Below are 23,088 nucleotides of genomic sequence, written 5' to 3'. Positions count from 1 at the left end.
GGGTCTCCGAGCCGGTCACTCGGCCGGGATCGGTCCGGTCAGAAGGTGCTCGCGCAGCCCGCCGATGACCGCGGCATCCAGGCCGAGCACGTCGGTGACGTATCCCTCGACGGAGCCGTGCCTGCTCGCCAGATCGTCGAGGAAGAGCCGCATCGTCTCGGCGGGCGCCAGCCCGAAGCCGTCCCACATGGGCGCGTCGGGGTGCCTGAGGCGCCAGTCGGCGATGAAGCGCTCGGTGGCCAGTCCGGTCAGCGCGTAGTCGGCCACGATGTCGTCCTCGGCCACGCCCACCAGGGACAGGATCATGGCCGTGAGCAGGCCGGTGCGGTCCTTGCCTGCGGCGCAGTGGACGACCACGGGGGCGCAGTCGGCCTGGGCGATGGTGGTCACGGCGGTGCGCAGGTGCGCGACGCCGTCCTCCGTCACCTCCAGGTAGCGGTCGGCGAGGAAGCGCGCCACCGGCGGCGTGCCGTCGTAGGGGACGTTGTTCCAGCGCCGGCCCTCGACGGGCAGGTTGTGGTAGGCCAGGCCGTCCTCCTCGGGCACCCGGCCCGATCCCGCCACCTCATGGGCGTGCCGCAGGTCGATGACCGTCTTCACGCGCAGCGCACGGAAGGTGTCGAGGTCCTGACCGGACAGCCGGCCGAGGGAGTCGGCACGGTAGAGCCGCCGCCACCTGACGGTGCGCCCGTCCTTGGTGGCGTATCCACCGACGTCTCGAAAATTGTGGATATTGGTGAACTTGATGTGGCGACTCATGAACCCACGTTAACGGGGAGAAACTTCCGCCTCCAGGGGTGTGCCTGCGTCCTCCTTGGCCTTGCGATCGGCCAGCTCACGCCGGATCAGCAGCACCCAGCCGCCGATCGCGATCCCGATGAACAGCCACCACTGCACGCCGTACGCGAGATTGAGCCCGCCGCCCGCCCCCACGTCGGGCGCGGGCACCGGCGCGGGCGCGGCGGGGCTCTCCGGCCGCTGCTCGACCAGCTCCACGTAGCCGCCCACGAGCCGGTACGGCAACGCCGCGCCGATCTTGCCGGGATCGATGAGCAGCACCTGGCCGGGCGGCAGCCCAGGGCGGTCCCTGAGCCCGCTGTTCTCCTCGGTCTCGCCTGGACGTAGTCGTCCGGTGACAGTTACCTCACCAGAGGGTGGGGCGGGCACCTCGGGCGGCGTGTCGGCGGTCGCGCCGGCCTTCACCCAGCCCCGGTTCACCAGCACGGCCTGCCCGCTGCCGAGCACCAGCGGGGTCAGCACGTAGAACCCGTTGTGCCCGTCCTGGGGTCGCCGGCGCACCACCAGCGCGTGCTGGGCGTCGTAGGTGCCGGCCGCCACGACCTTCCGGAACCGGTCGGACTCCTTGACCGGCTGTCCGGGCCGGGCGAGCTCGCCGAGCGGCACCGGCGCGCTCTCGATGTTGCCGGTGACCAGGTCGCTGTTGGCCGAGCGCTCCTCGAAGCGCCCGAACTGCCACCGGCCCAGGAACACGAAGGCGGGGATCACGAGCAGCACGACGAGGTGAAGCGCGACCCAGCGCGGAGTAAGCAGGAACCGGTACACCCTCCAAGGGTAGGCACCAGGACCGATGCCTCTCCACGCGCCTCCAAGGCTGGGCACCAGGGCCGATGCCTCAGGTCGTGGGGAGGCCCGAGCCGGGGCCGGGCCGGGCCGTGACCTCGCGGGGACCGCCCACCTCGTGGCCTTCGGCGCAGCGGAAGTGCTGCTCGATGGGGGCGCCGCAGTCGCGATGGCTCAGCAGGACGGGCGGGCCGTCCTCGCCCGCGAGATATCGGTCGCCCCAGTGCATGAGGGCGACGAGCAGGGGATAGAGGTCACGCCCCTTGTCCGTCAGCCGATATTCGTCGCGCTGCCGCTGGCCGGGCTCGCGGTAGGGGACCTTACGGAGCAGGCCCTCGTCCACCAGCCGGGTCAGCCGCGCGCTGAGGACCTGTCGCGGCGCGCCGATGATCGCCTGTATGTCGGCGAACCGCCGGACGCCGGCGAACGCCTCGCGCAGCACCAGAAAGGTCCACTTCTCTCCGACGATGTCCAGAGTGCGCTCGATCGAGCAGTGCTCAACCCGGAGGGGCACGTTCATGAACACATGATACCTGAGTTTGATTGACAGACTTAGGTGCATGGTGAAGGCTGAGTCCATGCTTGGAACCCAGATGCCTCTCATCCGGCCGACCAGAGCCGACGACGAGGAGGGGATCCGTCGCTTCCTGTCGGGACTCTCCGTGCACACGCAGACCCTGCGCTTCTTCGCCGGGGTCAGCCGCCCGGCCGCCGCCGTGGTGCGCGCGCTGATCGAGGTCAGCGAGCGCAGGGACGCGCTCGTCGCCGTGCGCGAGGGTGAGATCATCGGCCACGCCATGAGCTACCGGGGCGGCGTGGCCGACGTGGAGATCGCCGTGGTGGTCACGGATCGGTGGCAGGGGTTCGGACTGGGTCCCGAACTGGTCAGCAGGCTGCTGCTCAGGGCGACGGTGCGCGGCGCGACCACGGTCGGCATGGACGTGCTCGGCGAGAACCGGCGGGCGCTGAGGATGATCCGCAAGATCTGGCCCGGGGCCGAGATGAAGGTCGCTTCAGGGTGTGTGGAGGTGACGGCTATGATCCATCAGGGCGAAGTATTTGCGGAACAAGGTTCTGGTGCAGCACCATGATGACGTGAAGAGTGTCAAGAGCGGCCGCGACGGACGGACTCGCATCATCGAGGGCGCCCTGCGCCGCTTCAGCCAGGACGGGGTCTCGGCCACCACCCTGGCCAGCCTCCGTGAGGAGAGCGGTGTCAGCGTCGGTAGTTTCTACCACCACTTCGCCAGCAAGGAGCACGTCTTCGGCGTGCTCTACACCGAGATCCTCGAGTCCTACCAGGAGCGCTTCGTCGCCGAGCTGGTCAGCCACCAGGAGGCGCGCGACGGCATCGAGGCGGTCGTCGCCTTCCACATGCGCTGGGCCGGTGAGCACCCCGAGCGGGCCAGACTGCTGATCAGCGAGCGCCCGCCGCGCAAGCAGGAGCCCGGCGGCGCCGAGGTGGCCCAGGCCAGGCACGGCTTCTTCCGCCAGGTCTCCGACTGGTGGAAGCCGCACATGAAGAACGGCGTCCTCCAGCCCGTCCACGCCACCATGTGCTACGTGCTGTGGCTCGGCCCCGCGCAGGAGATGTGCCGCCTGTGGTTCGCCGGGGCGCACACCCCGACCGAGGAAGAGATCAAGGGCCTGGGCGCGGCGGCCTGGCAGAGCCTGCGCGTGACCTCCGCCTAGACCTGCCTATGCCTGCCTAGACCACTTGATCCGCCTAGGCCACGTGAACCGCTCAGGCCGGCTGGCGGACCCGCGTGAGCACCCGCCAGCTCGCGCTGTCGAGTGAGATGTCCAGCCGGAGCTCGCCGCGCTGCCTGCGCAACCCCGGCACGCGTACGCGATCGAGCACGTCGAACCGGCCCCGGGACGGATAGCCGAACCCGAGCTCGCCCGGCAGCACGCGCAGATCATCGCGGTTGCCGCAGTCCGGGCAGGTCCACGACACCAGGTCGAGCCCCCGGTTGTAGTCCGAGCAGGCTCCGAAGTAGTCATCGGGCAGAAAGCGCGACCCGCAGGCCAGGCAGGGAATGAGCATGTGAGTCCGCTCCTCTTCGAACGGCGTACGACCTCCTTAGAAGTATCGCGTCCCACTTGTCCGACGCTTGCGGAACGCTTGGGTATCTCTGTAACAGTATGATCACTGTGGGTATCGGATCATGCGTAGAGGTCTGCGGTGAAAGGATGGACTCGTGGAACGACTGCGCGATCATCTCCTGGAGACCGGCTACACCATCGACGGCGTCCGTGATCGGCTCGGCGACGTGGCGGCCTCGGCGCTGGCCCGTGAGGAGCTGGTCCCGGCCCTGCGCGCGACGGCGGGCGGAGACCCGCTGGCCGCGCTGATCCGGCTGTGGTGGCTCGGCGTCGAGGTGGACGCGGGCGACCTGCCCGCCGCGGTGCTGGAGTCCGGCCTGGTGCGGCTGACGGGCACGCGGGCCAGGGCGGAGGTGCACCTGCAGCCCTGGGAGCAGGACGGCTACGTCGTCTCCGACCGCAAGGTGCGCCCCGGCGATCCGGCGCTGCGCCCCGATCACGTGGTGGGCGCGGGCGGCGCGTCGGCCAACCTGGCCCAGCTCGTCACCCGCCGGCCGGTCGAGCGCGCCCTCGACCTCGGCACCGGCTGCGGCGTGCAGGTGCTGTCCCTGGCGGAGCGGGCGCAGCGCGTCACGGCGACCGATGTGAACCCCCGGGCGATCGAGCTGGCCAGACTCAGCTGGCGGCTGTCCGGCGTCACGAGGGTGGAGGCCCGCACCGGCTCGCTGTACGAGCCGGTGGCGGACGAGCTGTTCGACCTGATCGTCGCCAACCCGCCGTTCGTCATCTCGCCCGGTGGTGAGCTGACCTACCGCGAGTCGGGAGCCGAGGGCGACGACTTCTGCCGCGAGCTCGTACGCCGCACGCCCCGCCACCTCAATCCCGACGGCCAGGCCCACTTCCTGGCCAGCTGGCTGCACGTCGAGGGCGAGGACTGGCGCGAGCGCGTCGGCGGCTGGCTGCGCGACGGCGGCTGCGACGCCTGGGTGGTCGAGCGTGACGTCCAGGACCCGGCCGAGTACGTCGAGCTCTGGCTCAGGGACGCCGCCGAGCACGGCACCGCCGGCTACACCGAGCACTACGACCGCTGGCTGGCCTGGTTCGAGGAGCACAAGGTGGAGGGGGTCGGCTTCGGCTGGATCACCATGCGCAACTCGGGCACGCTCGACCCGGTCGTCCGCGTGGAGCAGCTCACCCACAAGGTCGCCCTTCCCGTCGGCGACTACGTCGACGACGTGCTGGACGCGATCACGACCGCGCACCGCGTCCCCGATCTCGACTCGGCGCTGCTGCGCACCGCGGAGGGGCTGCTCGACGAGCGCGTCGGACTGCCCGGCGCCGAAGACCCCATGCGGATCGTGCTGCGCCAGACGACGGGCCTGCGGCGCAGCAGGGAGGTGGGCACGGTGGAGGCCGCGCTGGCCGGCGTCTGCGACGGAGAGCTGGCCCTCGGCCCGCTGCTCAACGTGATCGCCGAGCTGGTCGGAGATGGTGCGATGCCGCACCCCGACGCCATCCGCCCTCTCATCGCCGAACGCTACTTCCTTCTCTGATCCGCTGAGCCGTTCCCTCCTCCATGATTCGCCTCTTCCTGGGCCCGCCGGGCCCACCTTCCCTTGATTTGCCAGGTCCACCCGCTTCCTTTGCTTCGCCGGACGCACCCCGGTGCCCGTGCTTCACCGGGCCCTCTCTTCTTTCTTTGATTCGCCGTTGATTGGTTGTTGAGCGCCCCCGGGCAGGCTGTGATCTGCGACACGGACCTGGGGGGTTCGAGGGCCGTGTCGGGTCCGGCCGGCCGTCGATGTGAGGCGGCTAGCCGCTACGCGGAGCATCCGGATAACCGGGCCCCCTAGCGAAGCGTGGCGGTCAGACGGCCGGCCGGGCCGAATTCCAGCTCGGTACGGATCGGCGGGGGCTCCTGACGCCCGAAGAGGACAGCCTTGTTCAATCATGTGTGGATGACACGTCTGGACGACGAGCTGTACTCAGGACTCGACGACCTGAGCGCCGTCCAGGAGGAGCCTGAGGTCCCCGGCCTCGGGGGCGCCGAGGCGGGTGAAGATGTCGAAGGCCTGCCGTAGACAGTCGGTGCTCCTCGTGGCGCTGCCGAGCCCTTTGAGCGCCTTGCCCAGCACCGTGAGGGAGAGCGCTTCCCCGAACGGATGGCCGATCTCCCTGGAGACCACCAGGGCCTCCTCCGCGTGGCGCACGGCGTCGCTGTAGCGCTCGGCGGTGATGAACGTCTCCGCCAGCCGGGAGCAGACCCGCTGCTCCCAGACGCGCTGCTTGCTCGCCCTGAAGAACTCCAGGCATTCGGCGTGGTGGTGGACGGCCTCGGTGAGCCGGCCGACCCGCGACAGCACGATGCCGAGGTGGTAGCGGGCCCTTGCGGTGCCGGCGCCGCTGCCGATCTCGGTGAAGATGGCCAGGCCCTTCTCGGCCGCGGCGATGGCGTCCTTGGCGTGGCCCAGGCCGAGGTGGTCGCGGGCGGAGTAGCTGAGCACCAGCGCCTCACCGGCGGGCACGCCGTTGTCGCGGTACCACTGCGAGGCCGTCTCGAACCAGGCCAGCGCCTCGGTGTGGCGGCGCTGGCGGCCGACGACGACGGCCAGGGCGTTCAGCACCTCGCCGGTGACGATCTTCTCCTGGCGCGCCGTGGACAGCTCGTGCACGATCTTGAACTGCTCCTCCGCCTCCGGCAACCGGTTCCCGGCGAACAGCACCCTGCCGAGCACGTACCTGGCACGCAGCTCACTGGCCTGGTCGCCGATCTTCATGGCGGCGGCGAGCACGGCGCGGGTCCCGTGGTCGAACTCGCGGGTGTGGGTGCCGGACTCCAGCAGCGGCTCCATGGCCACCAGCAGGTCGCCGGCGGGCAGGAGCTGCTCGGCGGCGCGCGAGGAGGTGGCGGCCTGGTTGATCGCGGCGAACAGCGAGTCGCCCTCGGCGATCAGCCAGGCGACGGCCTCGTCGGTCGTGCCGAACACGCGGCCGCTGCCGGCCACCGCGAGGTTGCCGGAGATCATGCTGCCCTCGTAGGCCAGCCGGTGCGCCGACTGGCAGGAGGCGAGATAGAAGTCGAGCAGCCTGCGCAGCGCCATGGTGCGGGCCTGCGGCCGCTCGCTCTTCTCCAGCGCCCGCCGCGCGAACAGCTTGAGCAGGTCGTGGAAGCGGTAGCGGCCGGGGGCGGGCGCCTCCAGCAGGCTCGCGTCGACGAGCGACTCCAGCACGTCCTCGGCCTGGCGCGCGGTCAGCGACAGGACGGCGGCCGCGGCTCCGGTGGAGATGTCCGGCCCGGTGGGCAGCGACAGCAGCCGGAACGCACGAGCTTGGGCGGCTTCGAGCTGGCCGTACCCGAGCGCGAACGTGGCCTCGACGGCGAGGTCACCCACCCGCAGCTCGTCCAGGCGGCGCTGCTCGTCGGCCAGCCGGGACACCAGCGAGCTCACCGTCCAGGACGGCCGGGCCGCCAGTCTGGCCGCCACGATCCGTACGGCCAGCGGCAGGAACCCGCAGGCGGCCACCACGTCCATGGCGGCGGCGTGCTCGGCCGCCACCCGCTCGGGCCCGGCCACCGCGGCGAACAGCGACAGGGCCTCGTCCGGCTCCATCACGTCCAGGTCGATCAGCCGGGCCGACGGCAGGTCGGCGAGCTTGACCCGGCTGGTGACCAGCGCCGCGCATCCGGGCGAACCGGGCAGCAGCGGGCTCACCTGCGCGGCGTCGCGAGCGTTGTCGAGCAGCACCAGGATGCGCCGGTCGGCGAGCAGCGACCGGTACAGCGCGGAGCGCTCGGCCGGCACTTCCGGGATCACGTCGGGCGGGATGCCGAGGGCCCGCAGGAACGCGCCGAGCGCCGACTCGGGCGCGGTGGCCTCGTCGGCGTACCCGCGCAGGTCGACGTAGAGCTGCCCGTCGGGGAACACCTCGCCGCTCGCGTGCGCCACGTGGACGGCCAGCGTCGTCTTGCCGACGCCGCCGATGCCGCAGATCACCGCGACGGGCACCCCTTCGGCCGACGACTGCGCCGACAGCAGCGTACGGAGCCGCCCGGCGATCTCCCTGCGCCCGGTGAAGTCGTTCACCGCGGCCGGCAACTGCGCGGGGCGGGGCAGCTCCGGCGCCGGATCCTCCTCCGGCTCGGGCGCCTGCGCGGCGGCCCCGGCGGCGGCTCCAGTGGCGGCCGGCGTGACGGCCAGCGTGGGGTCGGCGGCCAGGATGCGCTGGTGCAGCGCGGCCAGCTCGGGGCCCGGCTCGATGCCGAGCTCCTCGATCAGGGCCTCGCGCGTCTCGGTGAACACCGCCAGCGCGTCGCCCTGCCGCCCGCACCGGTAGTAGGCCAGCATGAGCTGGGCGCGCAGCCGCTCGCGCAGCGGGTGGTCGGCGGTCAGCGCGATCAGCTCGGAGACCACCGCCGCGTGATTGCCGAGCTCCAGGTCCAAATCCATGAGCGACTCGATGACGTTGAGCCGGCGCTCGACCAGCCGGTCGCGCTGGTGCTCGGCGTAGGGGCCGACGGCTCCGGCCAGCGGCTCGCCCTCGAACAGGCCGAGCGCGACGCGCAGGCACTCGGCGGCGGCCGACAGCTTGCCCGCCCGGCGCGCGGTCTCCGCCTCGGCGATGCCCGCCTCGAACCGGGTCAGGTCCAGGGAGTTCGGGGGCAACCGCAGGGCGTAGCCCCGGCCGACGGAGGTGAGCAGGTCAGGACGGGTACGGGCGGGCCGGTGCGGCTCCAGGACCGTGCGCAGCCGGGAGACGTAGGTGCGCAGCGCGCCCAGCGCTCTCGGGGGCGCTTCCTCACCCCAGACGGCGTCGATCATCTCGGACGGCGTGACCGCCCGGCCCTCGCGCAGGAGCAGCATGCCGAGGATCGACCGCTGCAACGGGGTGCCCAGATCGAGCTCGCTGCCATCGCGCCACGCGCGGACGGGACCCAGCACGGCGAACCGCAGCCTGCTTTCGACGTCCTGACCAGCCATGCCCGCTTGTCTCCAACGCAATGGAACGATTTGTTACCGAATGATAGATCCATAGTCGCCGAGCACCTAGGCACGGAGGCATTCGTTAACCGAAGCGTTGATTCGCCTTTGATTCGGCATTGAGCCGTGCACAGCATCCTGTGGTCAGCGAGCGTGACCCAGGAAAAACGGGGGCGTCACGCTCGAAGAGAAATAGGTGCCAGGAAAATTGCGGCCCCGCCCATTTCCGTCGGGCGGGGCCTCGCGGGTTCACGGCACGAGCGCTGCTTGCCGTACCAGGGAAAGCTCCTTCAGTCCCATCGACAGGTGGTCGAGCGCGGCCGCGATCCAGGGGAGCTGGAGTGGATCCGCGCTGTTCAGCGCGGCGGTGCGGTCGTCGGCCGTGGTCCCGTACAGCAGGCTGACCGCGACGCGCACCCGCGCGGCGGCGGGGTCGTCGCCGAACGCGTGGCCGGGCAGCACGCCGATGCCGTGCTCGTCGAGCAGGATTCTGGTGATCTCCGCCGCGCCGCCGAGCCGCAGGTGGCTCAGGTCCGGATAGAGATAGAAGCCGCCCTGGGGGACGGGCACGTCGGCCCCGATCGCGACGAACCGGTCGCGTACGGCGTGCGCCAGCGTGCCGTGCAGCCTCCCGCTCAGCGCGATGCGCTCGGTCAGCTCGGGCGGATCGGTGAAGGCGTACGCCGCGGCCTCCTGCACCGGGGCGGCCGGGGCCGACCAGATCTCGCTGGCCACCGCGAGCAGGCCGGCCCGCAGGTCGGCCGCGTCATCGGGCAGCCGGGCCACGCCGATCCGCCAGCCGCCGAGCGCCAGGCTCTTGCTCAGGCCGGTGGTGACGACCGTGCGCTCGGGAGCCAGGTCCGCCGGTGAGGTGTACGGCGTGGCCGGGTCGTGCAGCAGGTCACGGTAGATCTCGTCGGAGATGATGTAGAGGTCGAGCTCGCGGGCGACCTCCACCAGGCGGCGGATGGTCGGGGGCGTCGCGAGCCGGCCCGTGGGGTTGTCCGGCAGCGTCACGAGCAGGGAGCGGACGGTCCGGCCCTGGGCCCTGGCGCGCTGCACGGCCGCGGTGACCAAATCCGGGTCCGGCACGCCACCCTCGCCGTGTGGCGTGGGGACCAGGATGGGGTGGGAGCCGACCAGGTCGGCCTGCGCGGCGTAGCTGACCCAACTGGGTCTGGGCAGGACGATGTCGCCGCCGATCGCCAGCAGCAGGCCGTACAGCAGCGACTTGCTGCCCGGTCCGCTGACGACCTGCTCGGGGTCGGTGGTGAGCCCCCGTCGTGTCCAGTAGCCCGCCGCCGCGCTCCGGAGCTCGGCCGCCCCCGCGACCGGCCCGTAGCCGTTGCGATCGGAGGCGGCGACCAGCTTGTCGCGCAGCGCCGGGTGCACGGGCAGCCCTGCCTCACCGAAAGCCAGGTGGAGCACGTGTTCCCCGGCGCGGCGTCTTCGCTCGATGTCTTCGTTGGCCGCCAGGGTGGCGGACAGGGTCACGGTCATGTTTGTCACGTTCCCAGGGTGGTTGGATAGAGGCATCAGGACAAGCGAGGCTTTTGGTGGGTAGGCATAAGGAAGTCTGATGCTCGATTTGCGCCGTCTGACGTTGATCTGCGAGTTCGCCCGCCGGGGCAGCATCGCCGGGACCGCCGCGTCCACGGGCTACAGCCCGTCGGCGGTCTCCCAGCAGCTCGCGGCGCTGGAGCGGGAGACCGGCACGGCCCTCATCGACAGGACCGCACGCAGCGCGGAGCTCACCGACGCCGGCCGGAGGCTGGTGGCGCATGCGGAACGCATCCTTTCCATGGTCGAGGAGGCGGAATCGGACCTGTCGGCCCACGCGGGCAGCCCCGCCGGGCGTGTCGTCGTAACCGCCTTCCCCACAGCGGCCGTCGCATTCGCCCCAGCTCTCGCCCGCTCCCTCCGCCGTCACACCGAGCTCACGCTCAGGCTGCGGCAGAGCAGGTCGGGACGGGGGATGCGGGAGGTGCAGTCGGGCGAGGCGGACATCGCGCTGATCGACGACTGGTACGGCCAGGCCCGCGACAGCGAGAGCCTGCGGGTCTTCCCGCTGCTGTACGACCCGCTGGTGCTCGTGGTGCCGCGCAAGCACCGCCTGGCCGACCCCACGGTGCCGCTGGACCTGCGCGAGCTGCGCGACGAGCCGTGGATGGCCACCCCGGACGGCGAGCCGTCGCGGCTGGCGGTCGACCGGCTCTTCGTCGACGTGGGCGGCACCCGGCCGGTGCCGTGGGAGTTCGAAGGGCTTGGAACGATCCTCTCCCTGGTCGCCAAGGGCATCGGCATCGCCGCCGTCCCCGCCCTGGCGCTGGCGGCCGGGGTGCGCGGGCTGTCGGTGCGCCAGTTCCCCGGCAACCCGGTGGCGCGCGAGGTGCAGGCGGTCGCGCGCGCCTCCAGCGTCAACCGCCCGTCGGTGTCGGTGACCCTGCGGGCCATCCACGTCGCCGCCCGCTACATCGCCGCAGACCTCGCTCCGGTACGCCCAGCCGAACGCTGACGCCCGGTACGGCCTGGCTGAGCGGTGACGTCCGGTACGGCCTGGCTGAGCGGTGAGGTCCGGTACGGCCTGGCTGAGCGGTGAGGTCCGGTACGGCCTGGCCGGGCGGTGAGATTCAGTACGGTCGGCCGGGCGGTGAGATTCAGTACGGTCGGCCGGGCGGTGAGATCCGGTAGCGTCTGCCGTCATGGCGCCGACGTACGACATCGAGCAGTTGCTGCTCGCCCAGCCCAGCGTCCGTACGGTCGCGGGCGTGGACGAGGTGGGCCGTGGGGCGTGGGCGGGGCCGGTCACCGTGTGCGCCGTCGTCACGGATCTGTCGGCGCCTCCGACGGGCCTCACGGACTCCAAGCAGTTGTCGGCCGCCAAGCGGGCGAAGGTGGCGGCGGAGCTGGCGCCGTGGGCGGTGGGCATCGGCCTGGGCGAGGCCACGCACACCGAGATCGACGAGCTCGGCATGACCCAGGCGCTGCGCAGAGCCGCCCGCCGCGCTCTGGCGGCGCTCCCGGTCCGGCCCGACGCGCTGATCCTGGACGGCAAGCACGACTACATCGGCCCGCCCTGGCCGGTGCGGCTGGAGGTCAAAGGCGACGCGGCCAGCATCTCGGTGGCCGCCGCCTCGGTGCTGGCCAAGGTCCACCGGGACGCTTACATGACCACCATCGGCTGGGACGACTACGGCTTCGCCGAGAGCGCGGGCTACCCGTCGCCGCAGCACCAGGAGGCGCTGGCCCGCCTCGGCCCGACCCCGTACCACCGCCTGTCCTGGTCCTACCTCGACGACCTCCCGCGCTGGCGCCACCTCAAGCAGCACCGCGACCCGGCGGCGGGCGAGGGCCAGGCCAGCCTCTTCGGCTGACACCGGCAGGGCCGGCAGGCTTCCCGGGTGGCACCGGCAGGTCTCCCGGGTGGCACCGGCAGGTTTCCCGGGTGGCACCGGCGGGGCCGGCAGACTTTCCGGGTGGCACCGGCTGCCGGGCTCGGCCATCATCGGTGGGATGCGGATCGGCATCTTCCTGCTCGCCGCCCAGTTCCCCGGCCAGGAGCCGGGGCGGATCCTGGCCGACGCGGTCGAGCTCGTGGTGGCCGCCGAGCGGGCCGGGTTCGACGACGCCTGGATCGCGGAGCACCACTTCATGTCGTACGGCGTCTGCCCCTCGCCGACGACGCTGGCCGCGGTCGCGATCGGCCGTACCACCCGCATTGGCCTCGGCACGGCGGTGAGCGTGCTGTCCACGCAGCACCCGGTGGCCCTGGCCGAGCAGGCCGCCATGCTGCACCACCTGTCCGGCGGGCGCTTCACGCTGGGAGTGGGCAGGGGCGGCCCGTGGCAGGACCTGGAGGTCTTCGGCACCGGCCTGCCCCGGTACGAGCGGGGTTTCGCCGAATCGCTCGATCTGCTGATCGCCGCCCTGTCCGGCGGGCCGGTCTCGGCCGGCGGCGAGTTCTTCGGCTTCCGGGAGACGACCGTGGTCCCCGCCGCCCGGATGCGCCCGGTGGTGGCCTGCACCTCCGAGGCCACCACGGAGCTGGCGGCCGAGCGCGGCCTGCCGATGCTGCTCGGCATGCACATCGGCGACCAGGACAAGGCGGCCATGGTCAGGAGCCACGGGGGATCGGCGAGTGACCACATCGCCGCGGCGCTCGCCCACGTCGCGGACACCACCCCGCAGGCGGTCCGGGAGCTCAAGCAGGCGATGCCCGCCTGGCTGGAGCCCGGCCTGGCGGGATACGTGCCGGTGGACGGCCGTCCGCGCCCGGCCAGGGACGTGCCGGCCTACGTGGACTTCCTCACCCGGGTGCACCCGGTCGGCTCGCCGGAGCACTGCGCGCGGACGTTGGTCCGTACGTCACGGACGACCGGGATCGAGCATTTCATCCTCATGGTGGAAGGTACGGGAGACCACCGGCGGACCCTGGAGAACATCCGCCGGCTGGGCGCCGAGGTGCTGCCCGCGCTGCGGTGACCGTACGGCCACCCGCCGGTGCGGCGGGTGGCCTGCACGCTCGGCTCAGCAGTCGACCAGCTCGGGCTTCTGGTTGAGGATCTGCGCGCGGGGGGTGACGAACTCGCGCAGGGCCTCGCGGGCCGACGGGTCGAACACGGCCACCCGGTGGCAGTTCTGGAAGGCGAGTTTGACGCTGAAGTGGCGCTCCAGCGCACCGCGCATCGAGTCGCTCGCCAAGCAGCGCAGGAGCTGCCCGCGAGCCTCCTCGTCCGGCGGCGGCACCTGGTTGTCGACGAACTCGGCTCCTGTCTTGTCACGCTGCTCGACCAGCTCGGTGATCATCGACCAGGCGTAGGGCAGGGAGTCTCGGACGCAGGCGAGGAACGCCGCGTCATCGACCTCTCCGGCTCGGGCCTGATCGAGCAGATCGTTCGGAACGGTCAGCGACATGCTGTCTCCTTTCGAAAGACATCGAGTCCGACGCTAGATCGGCTTCGGGGAACCCTCCAGATGGCTGAAGGGGGACAGTCGTGTGGTCAGGGGCCGTAGACGAACTCGGGGTCGATCTGCGCGCCGAGGTCGACGCCGGTCTTGTCGTTGGCCCAGGCGTGCGCGTTGCGCAGGTGGAACTCCGCCGTCTGGCGGCCGAACCGGACCCAGTCCTTCTCCTGCTCGTCCACGTGCTTGAGCAGCATGGCCAGCGTGTCGGCGTTGCCGGGCTCCAGGTCGTCGAGGGTGAGCGGGCGGCCCTGCTCCATGGCGCGGACGGCGGCGGAGTGCTCCATCCAGGCGAGCAGGTGGTGGCCGACGTGCTCGCGCAGGAAGTCCACGTCGGAGGGGTCGTGCACCTTGTTGCCGACCACGGCGAGCGGCACCTGGAAGTCGGCGGCGTAGTCGCGATATTGCCGGTAGACGCCCACGCCCTGCCTGGTCGGCTCGACGACGAGCAGGGTCAGGTCGAAGCGGGTGAACAGGCCGGAGGCGAAGGAGTCGGAGCCTGCCGTCATGTCGACCACGACGTATTCGCCCTGGCCGTCGATCAGGTGGTTGAGCAGCAGCTCCACCGCCCCGACCTTGGAGTGGTAGCAGGCGACGCCGAGGTCGTCCTCGTTGAACGGGCCGGTGGCCATCAGGCGGACGCCCTCGGCGGTGGTGACGCCGTGCTCGTAGGAGGCGAGCTCCTCGAAGGACAGGAGCTTGGAGCCGCGGCCCGGCGGGGTCGTCTTGACCATGGCGGCGGCCGAGGGGATGCGCGGGTTGTCGCCGCGCAGGTGGTCCTTGATCTCGGTGAGGTGTGCGCCGAGCGGCTCGGGCGGCTCCTCGACGCCGAGGACGAGGGCCAGGTGCTGGTTGATGTCCGCGTCGATGGCGACGACCGGGGCGCCCTGGCTTGCCACATATCTCGCGAACAGCGCCGACATCGTCGTCTTGCCGCTGCCGCCCTTTCCGACGAACGCCACCCTCACGGGGTCCTCCTTGAAGCTGATTATGAAAACCGTTGTCGATCCGTACGATGGTCATCATGCCACACTGGCGGGATGAGAGAAGGAGATTCGGCGAGCGTGGCGCGGCCGTCCGGCGACGCCGCGGCGCAACTGGCCCGTGGGGTCCGGCTGCGCGAGGAGGGCAACCGGGCGGAGGCCCGGGAACTGCTGGTGGCGCTGGCGGCGCGGCATCCGGACGACGCCGAGATCGCCTACCAGACGGCGTGGGTGCACGACGCGCTCGGCCTCGAAGCCGAGGCGGTGGCCTACTACGAGCGGGCGCTGGCCGGCGACGGGCTGAGCGCGGAGCACCGGCTGGGCGCCTTCACCGGGCTGGGCAGCACGCTGCGGGTGCTGGGGCGCTTCGGCGAGGCGCTGGCGCTGTTCGAGCGGGGGCTGGGGGAGTTTCCCGGCGCTCCCGGGCTGCGGACGTTCGCGGCCATGGCGCTCTACAACGAGGGACGGGCCCGGGAAGCGGTGGCCGGGCTGCTCAAGCTGCTGGCCGAGTCGGACGTGGTCGGACGCTACCGGCCGGCGGTCGAGTACTACGCGGACAACCTCGACGAGACGGTCGCGTAGAGCTCAGCGGCAGGTGGCGTCGAGGGCCACCGGACGCTCGGGGGTGGTGGGGGTCGGGCGGGGGGTGGTCGCGGCGATGCGGATGGGGCGTTCCGCGAGCACCTGGGAGACCTTCTGCCTGATCAGCCGCCAGTCCGGGGCGGCCGTGTTGATCAGCGGCGGGACGAAGCTCAGGCTCCGGATGTGGGAATCCTTGACCTTCTGCGACAGCTCGACCAGGGCGGGCAGGAGGCTCTGCGGGATGTCCGTGGAGATGGCCCGTTTGGTGGCGGTCGCCAGGTTCTCGAAGCTGTTGACCACGGTGACCGGGTCCGCCTGCTTGGCGACGGCGTTGAGCAGGCACTTCTGGCGGCCCATGCGCACGTAGTCGTCGCTGTCGGTGCGGGAGCGGCCGTACCAGAGGGCTTCCTCGCCGTTGAGCCGGCGGGTGCCGGCGGGCAGCAGGCCCTCGCGATAGCGGCCGTAGACGATGGGCTCGTCGACGGTGACCCGGACGCCGCCCATGGCGTCGATGATCTCGGCGAAGCCCCTCATGTCGATCATGGCGTAGTAGGACACCGGGATGCCGAGGATGCCGCCGATCGTCTCCTTGAGCAGGGTGGAGCCACGCTGTCCCTTGGCGGCCCTGGGGACGACCTCCGGGTGGTCCTCGGCGTACTGGAAGACCTCGTTGAGCAGGCCCGGATGGGCCTCGCCCGTGCCGGTGAAACCGTAGGGGAAGCGGTCGCGGGCGGGGCCACTGGGCAGCGGCACGTCTTCGAGGTTACGCGGCAGGCCGAACAGGGTCGTGGCGCCGGTCGCGGTGTCCACGCTGGCCACGGTCATGCTGTCGGTGCGCACCCCGGGCCGACTCGGGGCGGAGTCGGCGCCGACGAGCAGGAAGTTGACGCGCTGGGCGCCGTTCCACGGGTCCTCGGACATGACCGGAGGGCCGGCGTTGCCGGCGAACAGGTGGTGCATCACGTCGCGCGACAGGTAGGCGAGCCGGGCGGCGTAGGCGGTCGGGGCCAGGACGAGCGCGCACAGGCCGATGGTCAGGCAGGTGGTGAGCGCCCGGCCGGCGATGCCGCCGCCGGCGGGCCGTACCAGGGTGTAGGACCAGACGATCACGGCGGTCCAGGTGGCCGCGAGCACGGTCAGGGCGACCACCAGCGCGGTGATCCAGCGCGGCTGTACGGCGAGCGACAGCAGGTGCGTGCTGAACACGGTCGCCATCGTGAGGATGAAGGCCAGCAGGAACACATGGGCCGCCATGAGCGCCAGGCCGGTTCTGTGGCGGTGTGCCGCCAGGTGGGCCACGCCCCAGAGCAGGGCCGATCCCAGCGTGAGCGCGAGGCTCGTGCCGAGTCCGAAGTCGCGATCCTTTCCCGTCATGCCTGGTCAAACCCCCATCGCCCGCCATTCTCTGCAACGTTAGACACCGGTTGCGGATGATTGACGCTCGCCAAGGGAAGTGTCGCCCCAACATCGGGTCAAGGGATTGTTTGAGTTATAACGTGAATGTGCGCGATCGACGTGGAAAGTACGGGTTAGATGAGCCTTGGGCGGTCGGTGGTCTCGTCCTGGGCGCGGTTCTGCTGTTCGCCCTGGCGGGGATCTCGTTCGTCAACGACATCCCGGCGGTGGCGGTCGCCTTCCTCTTCGGCGCCCTCTACACGCTGGCCAGCGCGGCGAGCCATCTCTACACCACCCGCCGGGGCAAGTTCGCCGTCTGGGACGAGGCGCTGCGCGAGCTGACCGGCGAGGAGAAGGTGCTCGACCTCGGCTCCGGGCGCGGCGCCGTGCTGCTGCTCGCCGCCAAGCGGCTCAGCCACGGCATCGAGACGGGCCACGGCACCGCCACCGGCCACGGCACTGCCACCGGCCACGGCACTGCCACGGGCCTCGACCTGTGGCGGCCGAAGGGGCGGGCCAGCGAGGCGGCCACCCGGGCGAACGCCGACGCCGAAGGGGTGTCCGACCTCGTCGAGCTGACCCGGGGCGACATGCGGGAGCTGCCGTTCGAGGACGAGTTGTACGACGTGGTGGTCGCCGGGCCGGCCGTGCACCACATCTCCGACGCCGAGGGGCGTGCGGGGGCGATCCGCGAGGCCCATCGGGTGCTGCGCCCCGGCGGGCTCCTGCTGATCGCCGATCACGAGCACGTGCCCGCGTACGAGACCGTGCTGCGCGGGCTCGGCGTGGTCGATGTCCAACGGCGGGATCTCGGCTGGCGCTACTGGCATGGCGGCCCGTGGGCCAAGACCTGGATGCTTCGCGCACGTAAACCGTAGTCGCGGTTTGATATTCGCCCCGGGGGTACCGAGGGCCCTCATGAGTGATGTTGAAACCGGTGCCATCACCACCAAAGTGCCCGCCCGGCTTGACCGGCTGCCCTGGTCCCGCTGGCATTGGATGATCGTCATCGGGCTGGGCACCGTCTGGATTCTCGACGGGCTCGAAGTCACCATTGTCGGTAACCTGTCGGCCCAGCTCGCCAAGCCGGGCAGCGGCCTGGACATCACCCAGGAGCAGGTGGCGGGGCTCGCCGCGGCGCTCTACGTGGCCGGCGCGTGCTCGGGGGCGCTGTTCTTCGGCTGGCTGACCGACAAGTTCGGCCGCAAGAAGCTGTTCATCATCACGTTGCTCGTGTACCTCGCGGCCACGCTGGCCACCGCGTTCTCCTTCAGCGCGTGGTGGTTCTTCCTGTTCAGGTTCCTGACCGGTTTCGGGATCGGCGGCGAGTACGCGGCCATCAACTCCGCCATCGACGAGCTCATCCCCAGCAAGCATCGGGGCCGGATCGACATTCTCATCAACGGCAGCTACTGGCTGGGCGCGGCGGGTGGCGCGCTGCTGACCGTGCCGCTGCTGAACAACCTGCCGGTCAACATCGGCTGGCGCATCGCGTTCGGCCTGGGCGTGGTGCTCGGCCTGGCGATCCTGCTCGTCCGCAGGCATGTGCCGGAGAGCCCGCGGTGGCTGTTCATCCACGGGCGGGACCGTGAAGCGGAGGAGATCGTCCAGGACGTCGAGCGCCAGGTGGGCGGTGACCTGCCCGAGCCCGAGCAGTCGATGACCATCCACCAGCGCAAGTCGATCGGGTTCGTCCGGATCGCGCACACGATGGTGGCGCTCTACCCCAAGCGGACCGTGCTCGGGCTGTCGCTCTTCATCGGGCAGGCGTTTCTGTACAACGCGATCACGTTCGGGTACGCCCAGATCCTGTCGACGTTCTACAACATCGACACCTACACCGGTTATTACTTCGCCGTCATCGCCGTCGGCAACTTCCTCGGGCCGCTGCTGCTCGGCCGGCTCTTCGACACCGTGGGCCGGATTCCGATGATCTCGGCCACCTACATCGGCTCAGGACTGCTGCTCCTGGGCACCGCCTGGCTGTTCAACCAGGGCGTGCTCACCGCCGTCACCCTGACGGCCTGCTGGTCCGTGGTGCTCTTCGTGGCCTCGGCCGGGGCCAGCTCGGCCTATCTGACGGTGAGTGAGATCTTCCCCATGGAGACCAGGGCGATGGCCATCGCCTTCTTCTTCGCCATCGGCACCGCCGCGGGTGGCATCGCCGGTCCGCTGATCTTCGCCAAGCTGGTCGCGACCGGCGTCCCCGGCGACACGGCGCTCGCCTTCACGATCGGCGCCATCCTGATGATCGTCGCCGGCATCGTAGAGTTGATCTTCGGCGTCAAGGCCGAACGGAAGGGCCTGGAGGACATCGCCGCCCCCCTCAGCGCGGCTACCTCGAACAAGCCCGCCTGACCGCCTTTCGTACGAAGGGACTCCGGCAGACTGACCACGACCCCAGCGGCAGACTGACCACGGATCATGCGGCAGACTGACCACAAAACCAGCGGCAGAATGACCACGGATTATGCGGCAGACTGACCACAGGACCGATGTGAACTGCGATAACTTAGAGATCGTGGCCGAAGAGAATCTGTATCCACGTCGTGCTGAAACCATGGCTCTGGAAGCCTTGTCCGACACTCGGGTCGTGGTCGTCAACGGTGCTCGCCAGGTTGGTAAGAGCACTCTCGCCCGGTCGATCCTTAACGCCAAGTCGGGAGCCAAGGAGCTGTACCTTGACGACCCTGCCGTCCTGGACGCGGCGCGGGAAGATCCGGTCGGATTCGTCCGGCATGACGAGCTGCTCCTGATAGACGAAGTCCAGCGAGCCCCCGAGCTGCTATTGCCGATCAAGCGTGAGGTCGATCGAGATCCCCGGCCGGGACGCTACCTGCTTACCGGCTCCGCCCGCCTGCTCGACCTTCGTGATCTTCCTGACGCTCTGCCGGGACGGGCAGAGACGATCGAATTGTGGCCTCTCTCCCAGGGCGAGATCGATTCGGCGCCGGACGGATTCGTGGATGCCGTGTTTCGCCGGGGTGCCGACGTCGATCTCAGTACCACGCTGGGTAAGCGTGACTACGTCAGCCGGGCGCTGCGCGGGGGATATCCGGAGGCGGTCCGACGCGACCCTGGCCGCCGTCGTGCCAGGTTCTTCGACTCCTACGTATCCGATCTCATCACTCGGGACGTGCGCCAGTTGACCGATATTCAGCGGCCTGCGGAAATGCGCAGGCTCCTCAGCGTGGTGGCCGCGCGCATGGGCGGTCTTGCGGTCACGCAGGCACTCGGCAACGACGTGGGTATGTCCCGCGTGACCCTGTCGCGTTACCTGGACCTTCTGGAGCTGGTTTTCGTCATCAAGAGGATCCCGGCGTGGTCCTCCAACCTGACCACTCGTGCGATTGGCACGCCGAAGCTGCTCGTGGTCGATTCCGGGCTGGGCGGCAGACTGATCGGCATGGCCCCTGAGCGCGCTATGGAGCCGACCAGTGCCGTGAGGCCGCTGCTGAAGAATTTCGCCGTTGGGGAGATAGCTCGCCAGCTCACGTGGGCCGACGAGCCGGTGCAGCTCTTCCACTACCGCGACCGCGACAAGATCGAGGTGGACGCTGTGCTGGAGCATGCCTCGGGAGACCTCGTGGGTGTGGAGATCAAGGCGGCGGAGACCGTACGCAGGGACGATTTTGACGGCTTGCGTCATTTGCAGAGCCGTCTCGGGAGGCGCTTTCTGGCCGGGTTCGTGCTGTATTCCGGGCAGGAATCGCTGTCGTTCGGTGATCGGCTCAAGGCGCTGCCGCTGGCCGCGCTCTGGCGATTGAGCCCCTGAACAGGCGGCCTACGTCGACAGTTTTCTGAAGGTGACGGTGGCGCGGAAGTTGCCGGGGGCGGTGAGGTCCGGCTCTACCTTGGCGCTGACGACGTGCAGCTCGGCGCCGTCGCCGAAGAAGCGTTCGGCCACGGGGTAGGCGGCTTCCTCGATGCCGTGGGGTGTCGGCTCGCTCACTGTCACGGACAGCTCGAAGGGGAAGGGTTCGCGCTTGTGCATGTCACACCTTCAGGTCTCGCCGACCGGGGGAGCAGATCGACTTTCTCACCCGCTTGTCAGCGACCTACCCACAGGAGAAGAAATTACGACGAGACGGGCTGTATGCGAGTATTTGCCGCCGGAACTGCTGATTTCAGGAGGCAATCATGACGATGGCGGATCGGGTGGACGCCGTTCTGCGCGCTGGTGAAGCGCCGAACCTGCATGCTCTCGTGGTGCTCCAGCGGGGCCAGGTGGTGCTGGAGCGGTACGGCGAGGGCGTGGACCACCGGCTCGGCACCTCGCTCGGGCGGGTCCGGTTCGACGCCGGGACGCTGCACGACGTGCGGTCCATCTCCAAGAGCGTCGTCGCGCTGCTGTACGGGATCGCGTTGAAGGACGGGCTGGTGCCGGAGCCGGGCGAGGAGCTCGTACGGCAATTCCCGGAATATCCGGACCTGCTGGCCGAGCCGGCCCGCGCCCGCCTCACCATCGAGCATGCCCTGACCATGACGCTCGGCCTCGCATGGGACGAGAGCGTGCCGTACACGAGCGTGGCCAACAGCGAGCTCGCCATGGAGGCGGCCCTCGACCGATACCGCTACGTCCTCGAACGGCCCATCGTCGAGGAGCCAGGCCGGCGGTGGTCGTACTGCGGGGGAGCCACCGCGCTCCTCGGTGGCCTCATCGCGCGAGGCACGGGCCGGCCGCTGGCGGAGTTCGCGCGGGCCGCCTTGTTCGAGCCACTCGGGATCGGCGCGTTCGAGTGGACCGCAGGGGAGGACGGGGTGGCGATGGCGGCGGCGGGCCTGCGGCTGCGGCCACGTGACCTGGCGGCCATCGGGACCCTGCTGCTCGACGACGGCCGGGACATCGTGCCGGCCGCCTGGCTGGAGGAGATGCTGCGCCCCCGCGTGCCGATCGCCGACGACCGCTGGTACGGCTATCAGTGGTACCTCGAAGCCGAAGGCGCGTACGCCGCCCACGGCAACGGTGGCCAGCGGCTCGCCGTGCTCCCGGCGCGGGACATGGTGGTGGCGATCACGGCGGGCGACTACGACGACTTCACCCACTCCAGCACCACCGCCGTCTTCGACGCCTTGCTCTGATGACCGTCAGGACCGCCAGGCGGCGAGCAGGTCATCCGGCCCCCACTGCTGGAGAGGAAGACCGGGCTCGAAGCCGGCCCTCGACACGGCGATCCGGGGCGTGGCGGCGGTGACACCGGGAACCAAGTCGCCGTCCCGCACCAGCGTGTCGTAGTCATGCCGGTCGAACAGCCGCTGGTCGAACCATTTCACCGACCCGACGAAGTGGATCCGCTCGGCGACCGGTCCCTTGTCCGCGCCGATGAGGTCCACTTCCGGGTTGTTCCGGCGGTTCCACCAGCCGCCGATCTCCTCCGTGTCCGGCCATCTTTCATCGGGCAGTGCTCTGGCCAGCGACTCACGGATGATCGGCTCGACCGCGCGCCCGCGCCAGGCCGTCCAGGAGCGCTCGATGCGGCGCAGAGCCACGTGCCGTTCAGCGGCGGGTGGTGAGACGTCCCTCCAGCACTTGGCGGAGTTGCCCGTCGAGAGTTCTCAGATCGTCGGCACGGCCGGTGACGTGCGCATGCCACCTCCATGGTCGATCTCATCTAAGTAAGACTCCATCTTACTTAGATCGATCCGACTAAACCGGCAGCAGCGTGCTCGCCGACCGGAACGCGGCCACGGCCGCCCTGATCGCCGGGTGCTCCTCGTACCCGCGTCTGAAGGCCGCCAGGGTGCGGCGGCTCAGGGGGAGGCGGGTGAGGCGGACCTCGGGGGGCGGGGCGAGGGCGGCGAGGCGGGGCACCAGGGCGATGCCGTGGCCGGCGGCGGCGAAGGCGAGGACGGTGTCGAAGTCGTCGAGGTGGTGGCGGACGAGCGGGTCGAAGCCGGCCGCCTGGCAGGCTCTGATCGTCATGGTGTAGCAGAGGGTGCCCGGTTTGGCGGCGATCCACGGGTCGGCGGCCGCCGCGGCGATCGAGGGGCGGTTCGTCAGATAGATCGGCTCGCTGAAGAGCGGCTCGGTCTCCAGCGACGGGTCGGTGACCGGCGGCACGAAGTCGTACTCGTGGACCAGTGCCACGTCCAGCTCGCCCGCGCCCAGGGCGGCCGAGACGTCGGCAGGGTCGATCTCGGAGAGCATCGGGACCAGGCCGGGGTGGGCGCGGGTCAGGTCGGCGAGCGCCGGAGGCAGCAGGACGCGGGCCGCCGTCGGGAACGCGCCGACCCGCAGCGGGCCCGACAGGCCGCCGCGGACGCCGGCGAGCGCGGCGGAGGCGCGTTCGAGCTGCTCCAGTACGGCCTGCGCGTGCTCCACCAGCAGGTGACCGGCGGGGGTGAGGGCGACGGTGCGGCCGGTGCGCTCCAGCAGCGGCACGCCCGCCTCCTTCTCCAGCGCGCTGAGCTGCTGGGAGACCGCCGACGGGGTGAACGCCACGGCTTCGGCGACGGCGGCGATCGTGCCGCGCCGGGACAGTTCGCGCAGGAGGTGGAGCTTACGAGGGTCGAGCATAAGGTGAGCTTACGCTGAACCGCAGAAATCTTCGCTGGACCTA

General features: G+C 70.4%; 23 protein-coding genes. 11 read left to right on the top strand and 12 right to left on the bottom strand.

Going from position 1 to position 23,088, the window contains the following annotated elements:
- Positions 1 to 15: 15 nt before the first annotated feature.
- The 3 genes from IEY87_RS05980 to IEY87_RS05970 all read right to left on the bottom strand — a co-directional run bounded on the left by IEY87_RS05980 (position 16) and on the right by IEY87_RS05970 (position 2,101).
- Positions 16 to 759: a tyrosine-protein phosphatase gene (locus IEY87_RS05980; RefSeq protein WP_189137485.1), complete on the bottom strand. Its 744-nt coding sequence runs from the start codon at positions 757 to 759 to the stop codon at positions 16 to 18.
- A 9-nt stretch (positions 760 to 768) separates the two neighbouring features.
- Positions 769 to 1,563, bottom strand: coding sequence for an SURF1 family cytochrome oxidase biogenesis protein (locus IEY87_RS05975; protein ID WP_189137484.1), 795 nt, complete (start codon positions 1,561 to 1,563; stop codon positions 769 to 771).
- A 70-nt stretch (positions 1,564 to 1,633) separates the two neighbouring features.
- On the bottom strand, positions 1,634 to 2,101 hold the full coding sequence (locus IEY87_RS05970; RefSeq protein ID WP_189137483.1) for a winged helix-turn-helix transcriptional regulator: 468 nt from the start codon (positions 2,099 to 2,101) through the stop codon (positions 1,634 to 1,636).
- Positions 2,102 to 2,174: 73 nt separating this feature from the next.
- Between IEY87_RS05970 and IEY87_RS05965 the strand changes: the two genes are divergently transcribed.
- Together IEY87_RS05965 and IEY87_RS05960 are read left to right on the top strand one after the other, a co-directional pair.
- A complete protein-coding gene (locus tag IEY87_RS05965) occupies positions 2,175 to 2,672 on the top strand; it encodes a GNAT family N-acetyltransferase (RefSeq protein WP_225277153.1) in 498 nt (165 codons plus the stop codon).
- A gap of 4 nt (positions 2,673 to 2,676) precedes the next feature.
- Positions 2,677 to 3,273: a TetR/AcrR family transcriptional regulator gene (locus IEY87_RS05960; protein ID WP_189137481.1), complete on the top strand. Its 597-nt coding sequence runs from the start codon at positions 2,677 to 2,679 to the stop codon at positions 3,271 to 3,273.
- A 52-nt stretch (positions 3,274 to 3,325) separates the two neighbouring features.
- Here the strand turns inward: IEY87_RS05960 and IEY87_RS05955 are convergent, their stop codons facing one another.
- Positions 3,326 to 3,628, bottom strand: a complete 303-nt coding sequence (locus IEY87_RS05955) for a hypothetical protein (protein WP_189137480.1) — start codon at positions 3,626 to 3,628, stop codon at positions 3,326 to 3,328.
- Between the two features lie 154 nt (positions 3,629 to 3,782).
- On the opposite strand from IEY87_RS05955, the gene IEY87_RS05950 reads away from it, so the two are divergent.
- Positions 3,783 to 5,180, top strand: a complete 1,398-nt coding sequence (locus IEY87_RS05950) for a DUF7059 domain-containing protein (protein ID WP_189137479.1) — start codon at positions 3,783 to 3,785, stop codon at positions 5,178 to 5,180.
- Positions 5,181 to 5,612: 432 nt separating this feature from the next.
- Here the strand turns inward: IEY87_RS05950 and IEY87_RS05945 are convergent, their stop codons facing one another.
- Together IEY87_RS05945 and IEY87_RS05940 are read right to left on the bottom strand one after the other, a co-directional pair.
- Entirely contained in the window at positions 5,613 to 8,606 is a 2,994-nt protein-coding gene (locus tag IEY87_RS05945; RefSeq protein WP_189137478.1) for an AfsR/SARP family transcriptional regulator, read from the bottom strand.
- A gap of 249 nt (positions 8,607 to 8,855) precedes the next feature.
- Positions 8,856 to 10,106, bottom strand: coding sequence for a pyridoxal phosphate-dependent aminotransferase (locus IEY87_RS05940; RefSeq protein ID WP_189138135.1), 1,251 nt, complete (start codon positions 10,104 to 10,106; stop codon positions 8,856 to 8,858).
- A gap of 79 nt (positions 10,107 to 10,185) precedes the next feature.
- Here IEY87_RS05940 and IEY87_RS05935 point away from each other — a divergent pair, with 79 nt between their 5' ends.
- The 3 genes from IEY87_RS05935 (at position 10,186) to IEY87_RS05925 (ending at position 13,088) form a co-directional block, all read left to right on the top strand.
- Complete coding sequence (locus IEY87_RS05935; RefSeq protein ID WP_189137477.1) at positions 10,186 to 11,121, top strand: LysR family transcriptional regulator; 936 nt, start codon at positions 10,186 to 10,188, stop codon at positions 11,119 to 11,121.
- A 187-nt stretch (positions 11,122 to 11,308) separates the two neighbouring features.
- On the top strand, positions 11,309 to 11,980 hold the full coding sequence (rnhB, locus tag IEY87_RS05930; RefSeq protein ID WP_189137476.1) for a ribonuclease HII: 672 nt from the start codon (positions 11,309 to 11,311) through the stop codon (positions 11,978 to 11,980).
- A 139-nt stretch (positions 11,981 to 12,119) separates the two neighbouring features.
- Entirely contained in the window at positions 12,120 to 13,088 is a 969-nt protein-coding gene (locus IEY87_RS05925; RefSeq protein ID WP_189137475.1) for an LLM class flavin-dependent oxidoreductase, read from the top strand.
- A 45-nt stretch (positions 13,089 to 13,133) separates the two neighbouring features.
- Here IEY87_RS05925 and IEY87_RS05920 read toward each other — a convergent pair whose 3' ends face one another.
- Both IEY87_RS05920 and IEY87_RS05915 read right to left on the bottom strand, forming a co-directional pair.
- On the bottom strand, positions 13,134 to 13,520 hold the full coding sequence (locus IEY87_RS05920; protein WP_189137474.1) for an SCO5389 family protein: 387 nt from the start codon (positions 13,518 to 13,520) through the stop codon (positions 13,134 to 13,136).
- A gap of 86 nt (positions 13,521 to 13,606) precedes the next feature.
- The gene (locus IEY87_RS05915) at positions 13,607 to 14,536 is read right to left on the bottom strand and encodes an ATP-binding protein (RefSeq protein ID WP_189137473.1); all 930 of its coding nucleotides are present in this window, start codon (positions 14,534 to 14,536) and stop codon (positions 13,607 to 13,609) included.
- A gap of 72 nt (positions 14,537 to 14,608) precedes the next feature.
- Between IEY87_RS05915 and IEY87_RS05910 the strand changes: the two genes are divergently transcribed.
- A complete protein-coding gene (locus IEY87_RS05910; RefSeq protein ID WP_189137472.1) occupies positions 14,609 to 15,133 on the top strand; it encodes a tetratricopeptide repeat protein in 525 nt (174 codons plus the stop codon).
- 3 nt (positions 15,134 to 15,136) lie between these two features.
- Here IEY87_RS05910 and IEY87_RS05905 read toward each other — a convergent pair whose 3' ends face one another.
- Positions 15,137 to 16,507 (bottom strand): LCP family protein, encoded by a 1,371-nt coding sequence (locus tag IEY87_RS05905; RefSeq protein WP_189137471.1) that lies wholly within the window; start codon positions 16,505 to 16,507, stop codon positions 15,137 to 15,139.
- Positions 16,508 to 16,635: 128 nt separating this feature from the next.
- On the opposite strand from IEY87_RS05905, the gene IEY87_RS05900 reads away from it, so the two are divergent.
- The 3 genes from IEY87_RS05900 to IEY87_RS05890 all read left to right on the top strand — a co-directional run bounded on the left by IEY87_RS05900 (position 16,636) and on the right by IEY87_RS05890 (position 20,303).
- Positions 16,636 to 17,406: a class I SAM-dependent methyltransferase gene (locus IEY87_RS05900; RefSeq protein WP_189137470.1), complete on the top strand. Its 771-nt coding sequence runs from the start codon at positions 16,636 to 16,638 to the stop codon at positions 17,404 to 17,406.
- Positions 17,407 to 17,446: 40 nt separating this feature from the next.
- Positions 17,447 to 18,886 carry an MFS transporter gene (locus IEY87_RS05895; RefSeq protein ID WP_189137469.1) on the top strand — a complete coding sequence of 480 codons (1,440 nt, stop codon included), beginning with the start codon at positions 17,447 to 17,449 and terminating at the stop codon, positions 18,884 to 18,886.
- Positions 18,887 to 19,049: 163 nt separating this feature from the next.
- Positions 19,050 to 20,303 carry an ATP-binding protein gene (locus IEY87_RS05890; RefSeq protein ID WP_225277154.1) on the top strand — a complete coding sequence of 418 codons (1,254 nt, stop codon included), beginning with the start codon at positions 19,050 to 19,052 and terminating at the stop codon, positions 20,301 to 20,303.
- A 9-nt stretch (positions 20,304 to 20,312) separates the two neighbouring features.
- Here IEY87_RS05890 and IEY87_RS05885 read toward each other — a convergent pair whose 3' ends face one another.
- Positions 20,313 to 20,522, bottom strand: a complete 210-nt coding sequence (locus IEY87_RS05885; protein ID WP_189137467.1) for a hypothetical protein — start codon at positions 20,520 to 20,522, stop codon at positions 20,313 to 20,315.
- 146 nt (positions 20,523 to 20,668) lie between these two features.
- Between IEY87_RS05885 and IEY87_RS05880 the strand changes: the two genes are divergently transcribed.
- Positions 20,669 to 21,610: a serine hydrolase domain-containing protein gene (locus IEY87_RS05880; protein ID WP_189137466.1), complete on the top strand. Its 942-nt coding sequence runs from the start codon at positions 20,669 to 20,671 to the stop codon at positions 21,608 to 21,610.
- A 6-nt stretch (positions 21,611 to 21,616) separates the two neighbouring features.
- Here the strand turns inward: IEY87_RS05880 and IEY87_RS05875 are convergent, their stop codons facing one another.
- Both IEY87_RS05875 and IEY87_RS05870 read right to left on the bottom strand, forming a co-directional pair.
- A complete protein-coding gene (locus IEY87_RS05875; protein ID WP_189137465.1) occupies positions 21,617 to 22,018 on the bottom strand; it encodes a DUF234 domain-containing protein in 402 nt (133 codons plus the stop codon).
- A 157-nt stretch (positions 22,019 to 22,175) separates the two neighbouring features.
- Entirely contained in the window at positions 22,176 to 23,045 is an 870-nt protein-coding gene (locus tag IEY87_RS05870; RefSeq protein WP_189137464.1) for a LysR family transcriptional regulator, read from the bottom strand.
- Positions 23,046 to 23,088: the final 43 nt, after the last annotated feature.

This window comes from Nonomuraea glycinis (genome assembly GCF_014646515.1).
In the GTDB taxonomy this organism is placed as follows: Bacteria; Actinomycetota; Actinomycetes; order Streptosporangiales; family Streptosporangiaceae; genus Nonomuraea; species Nonomuraea glycinis.
This window is presented reverse-complemented; position numbering and strand designations above follow the sequence as displayed.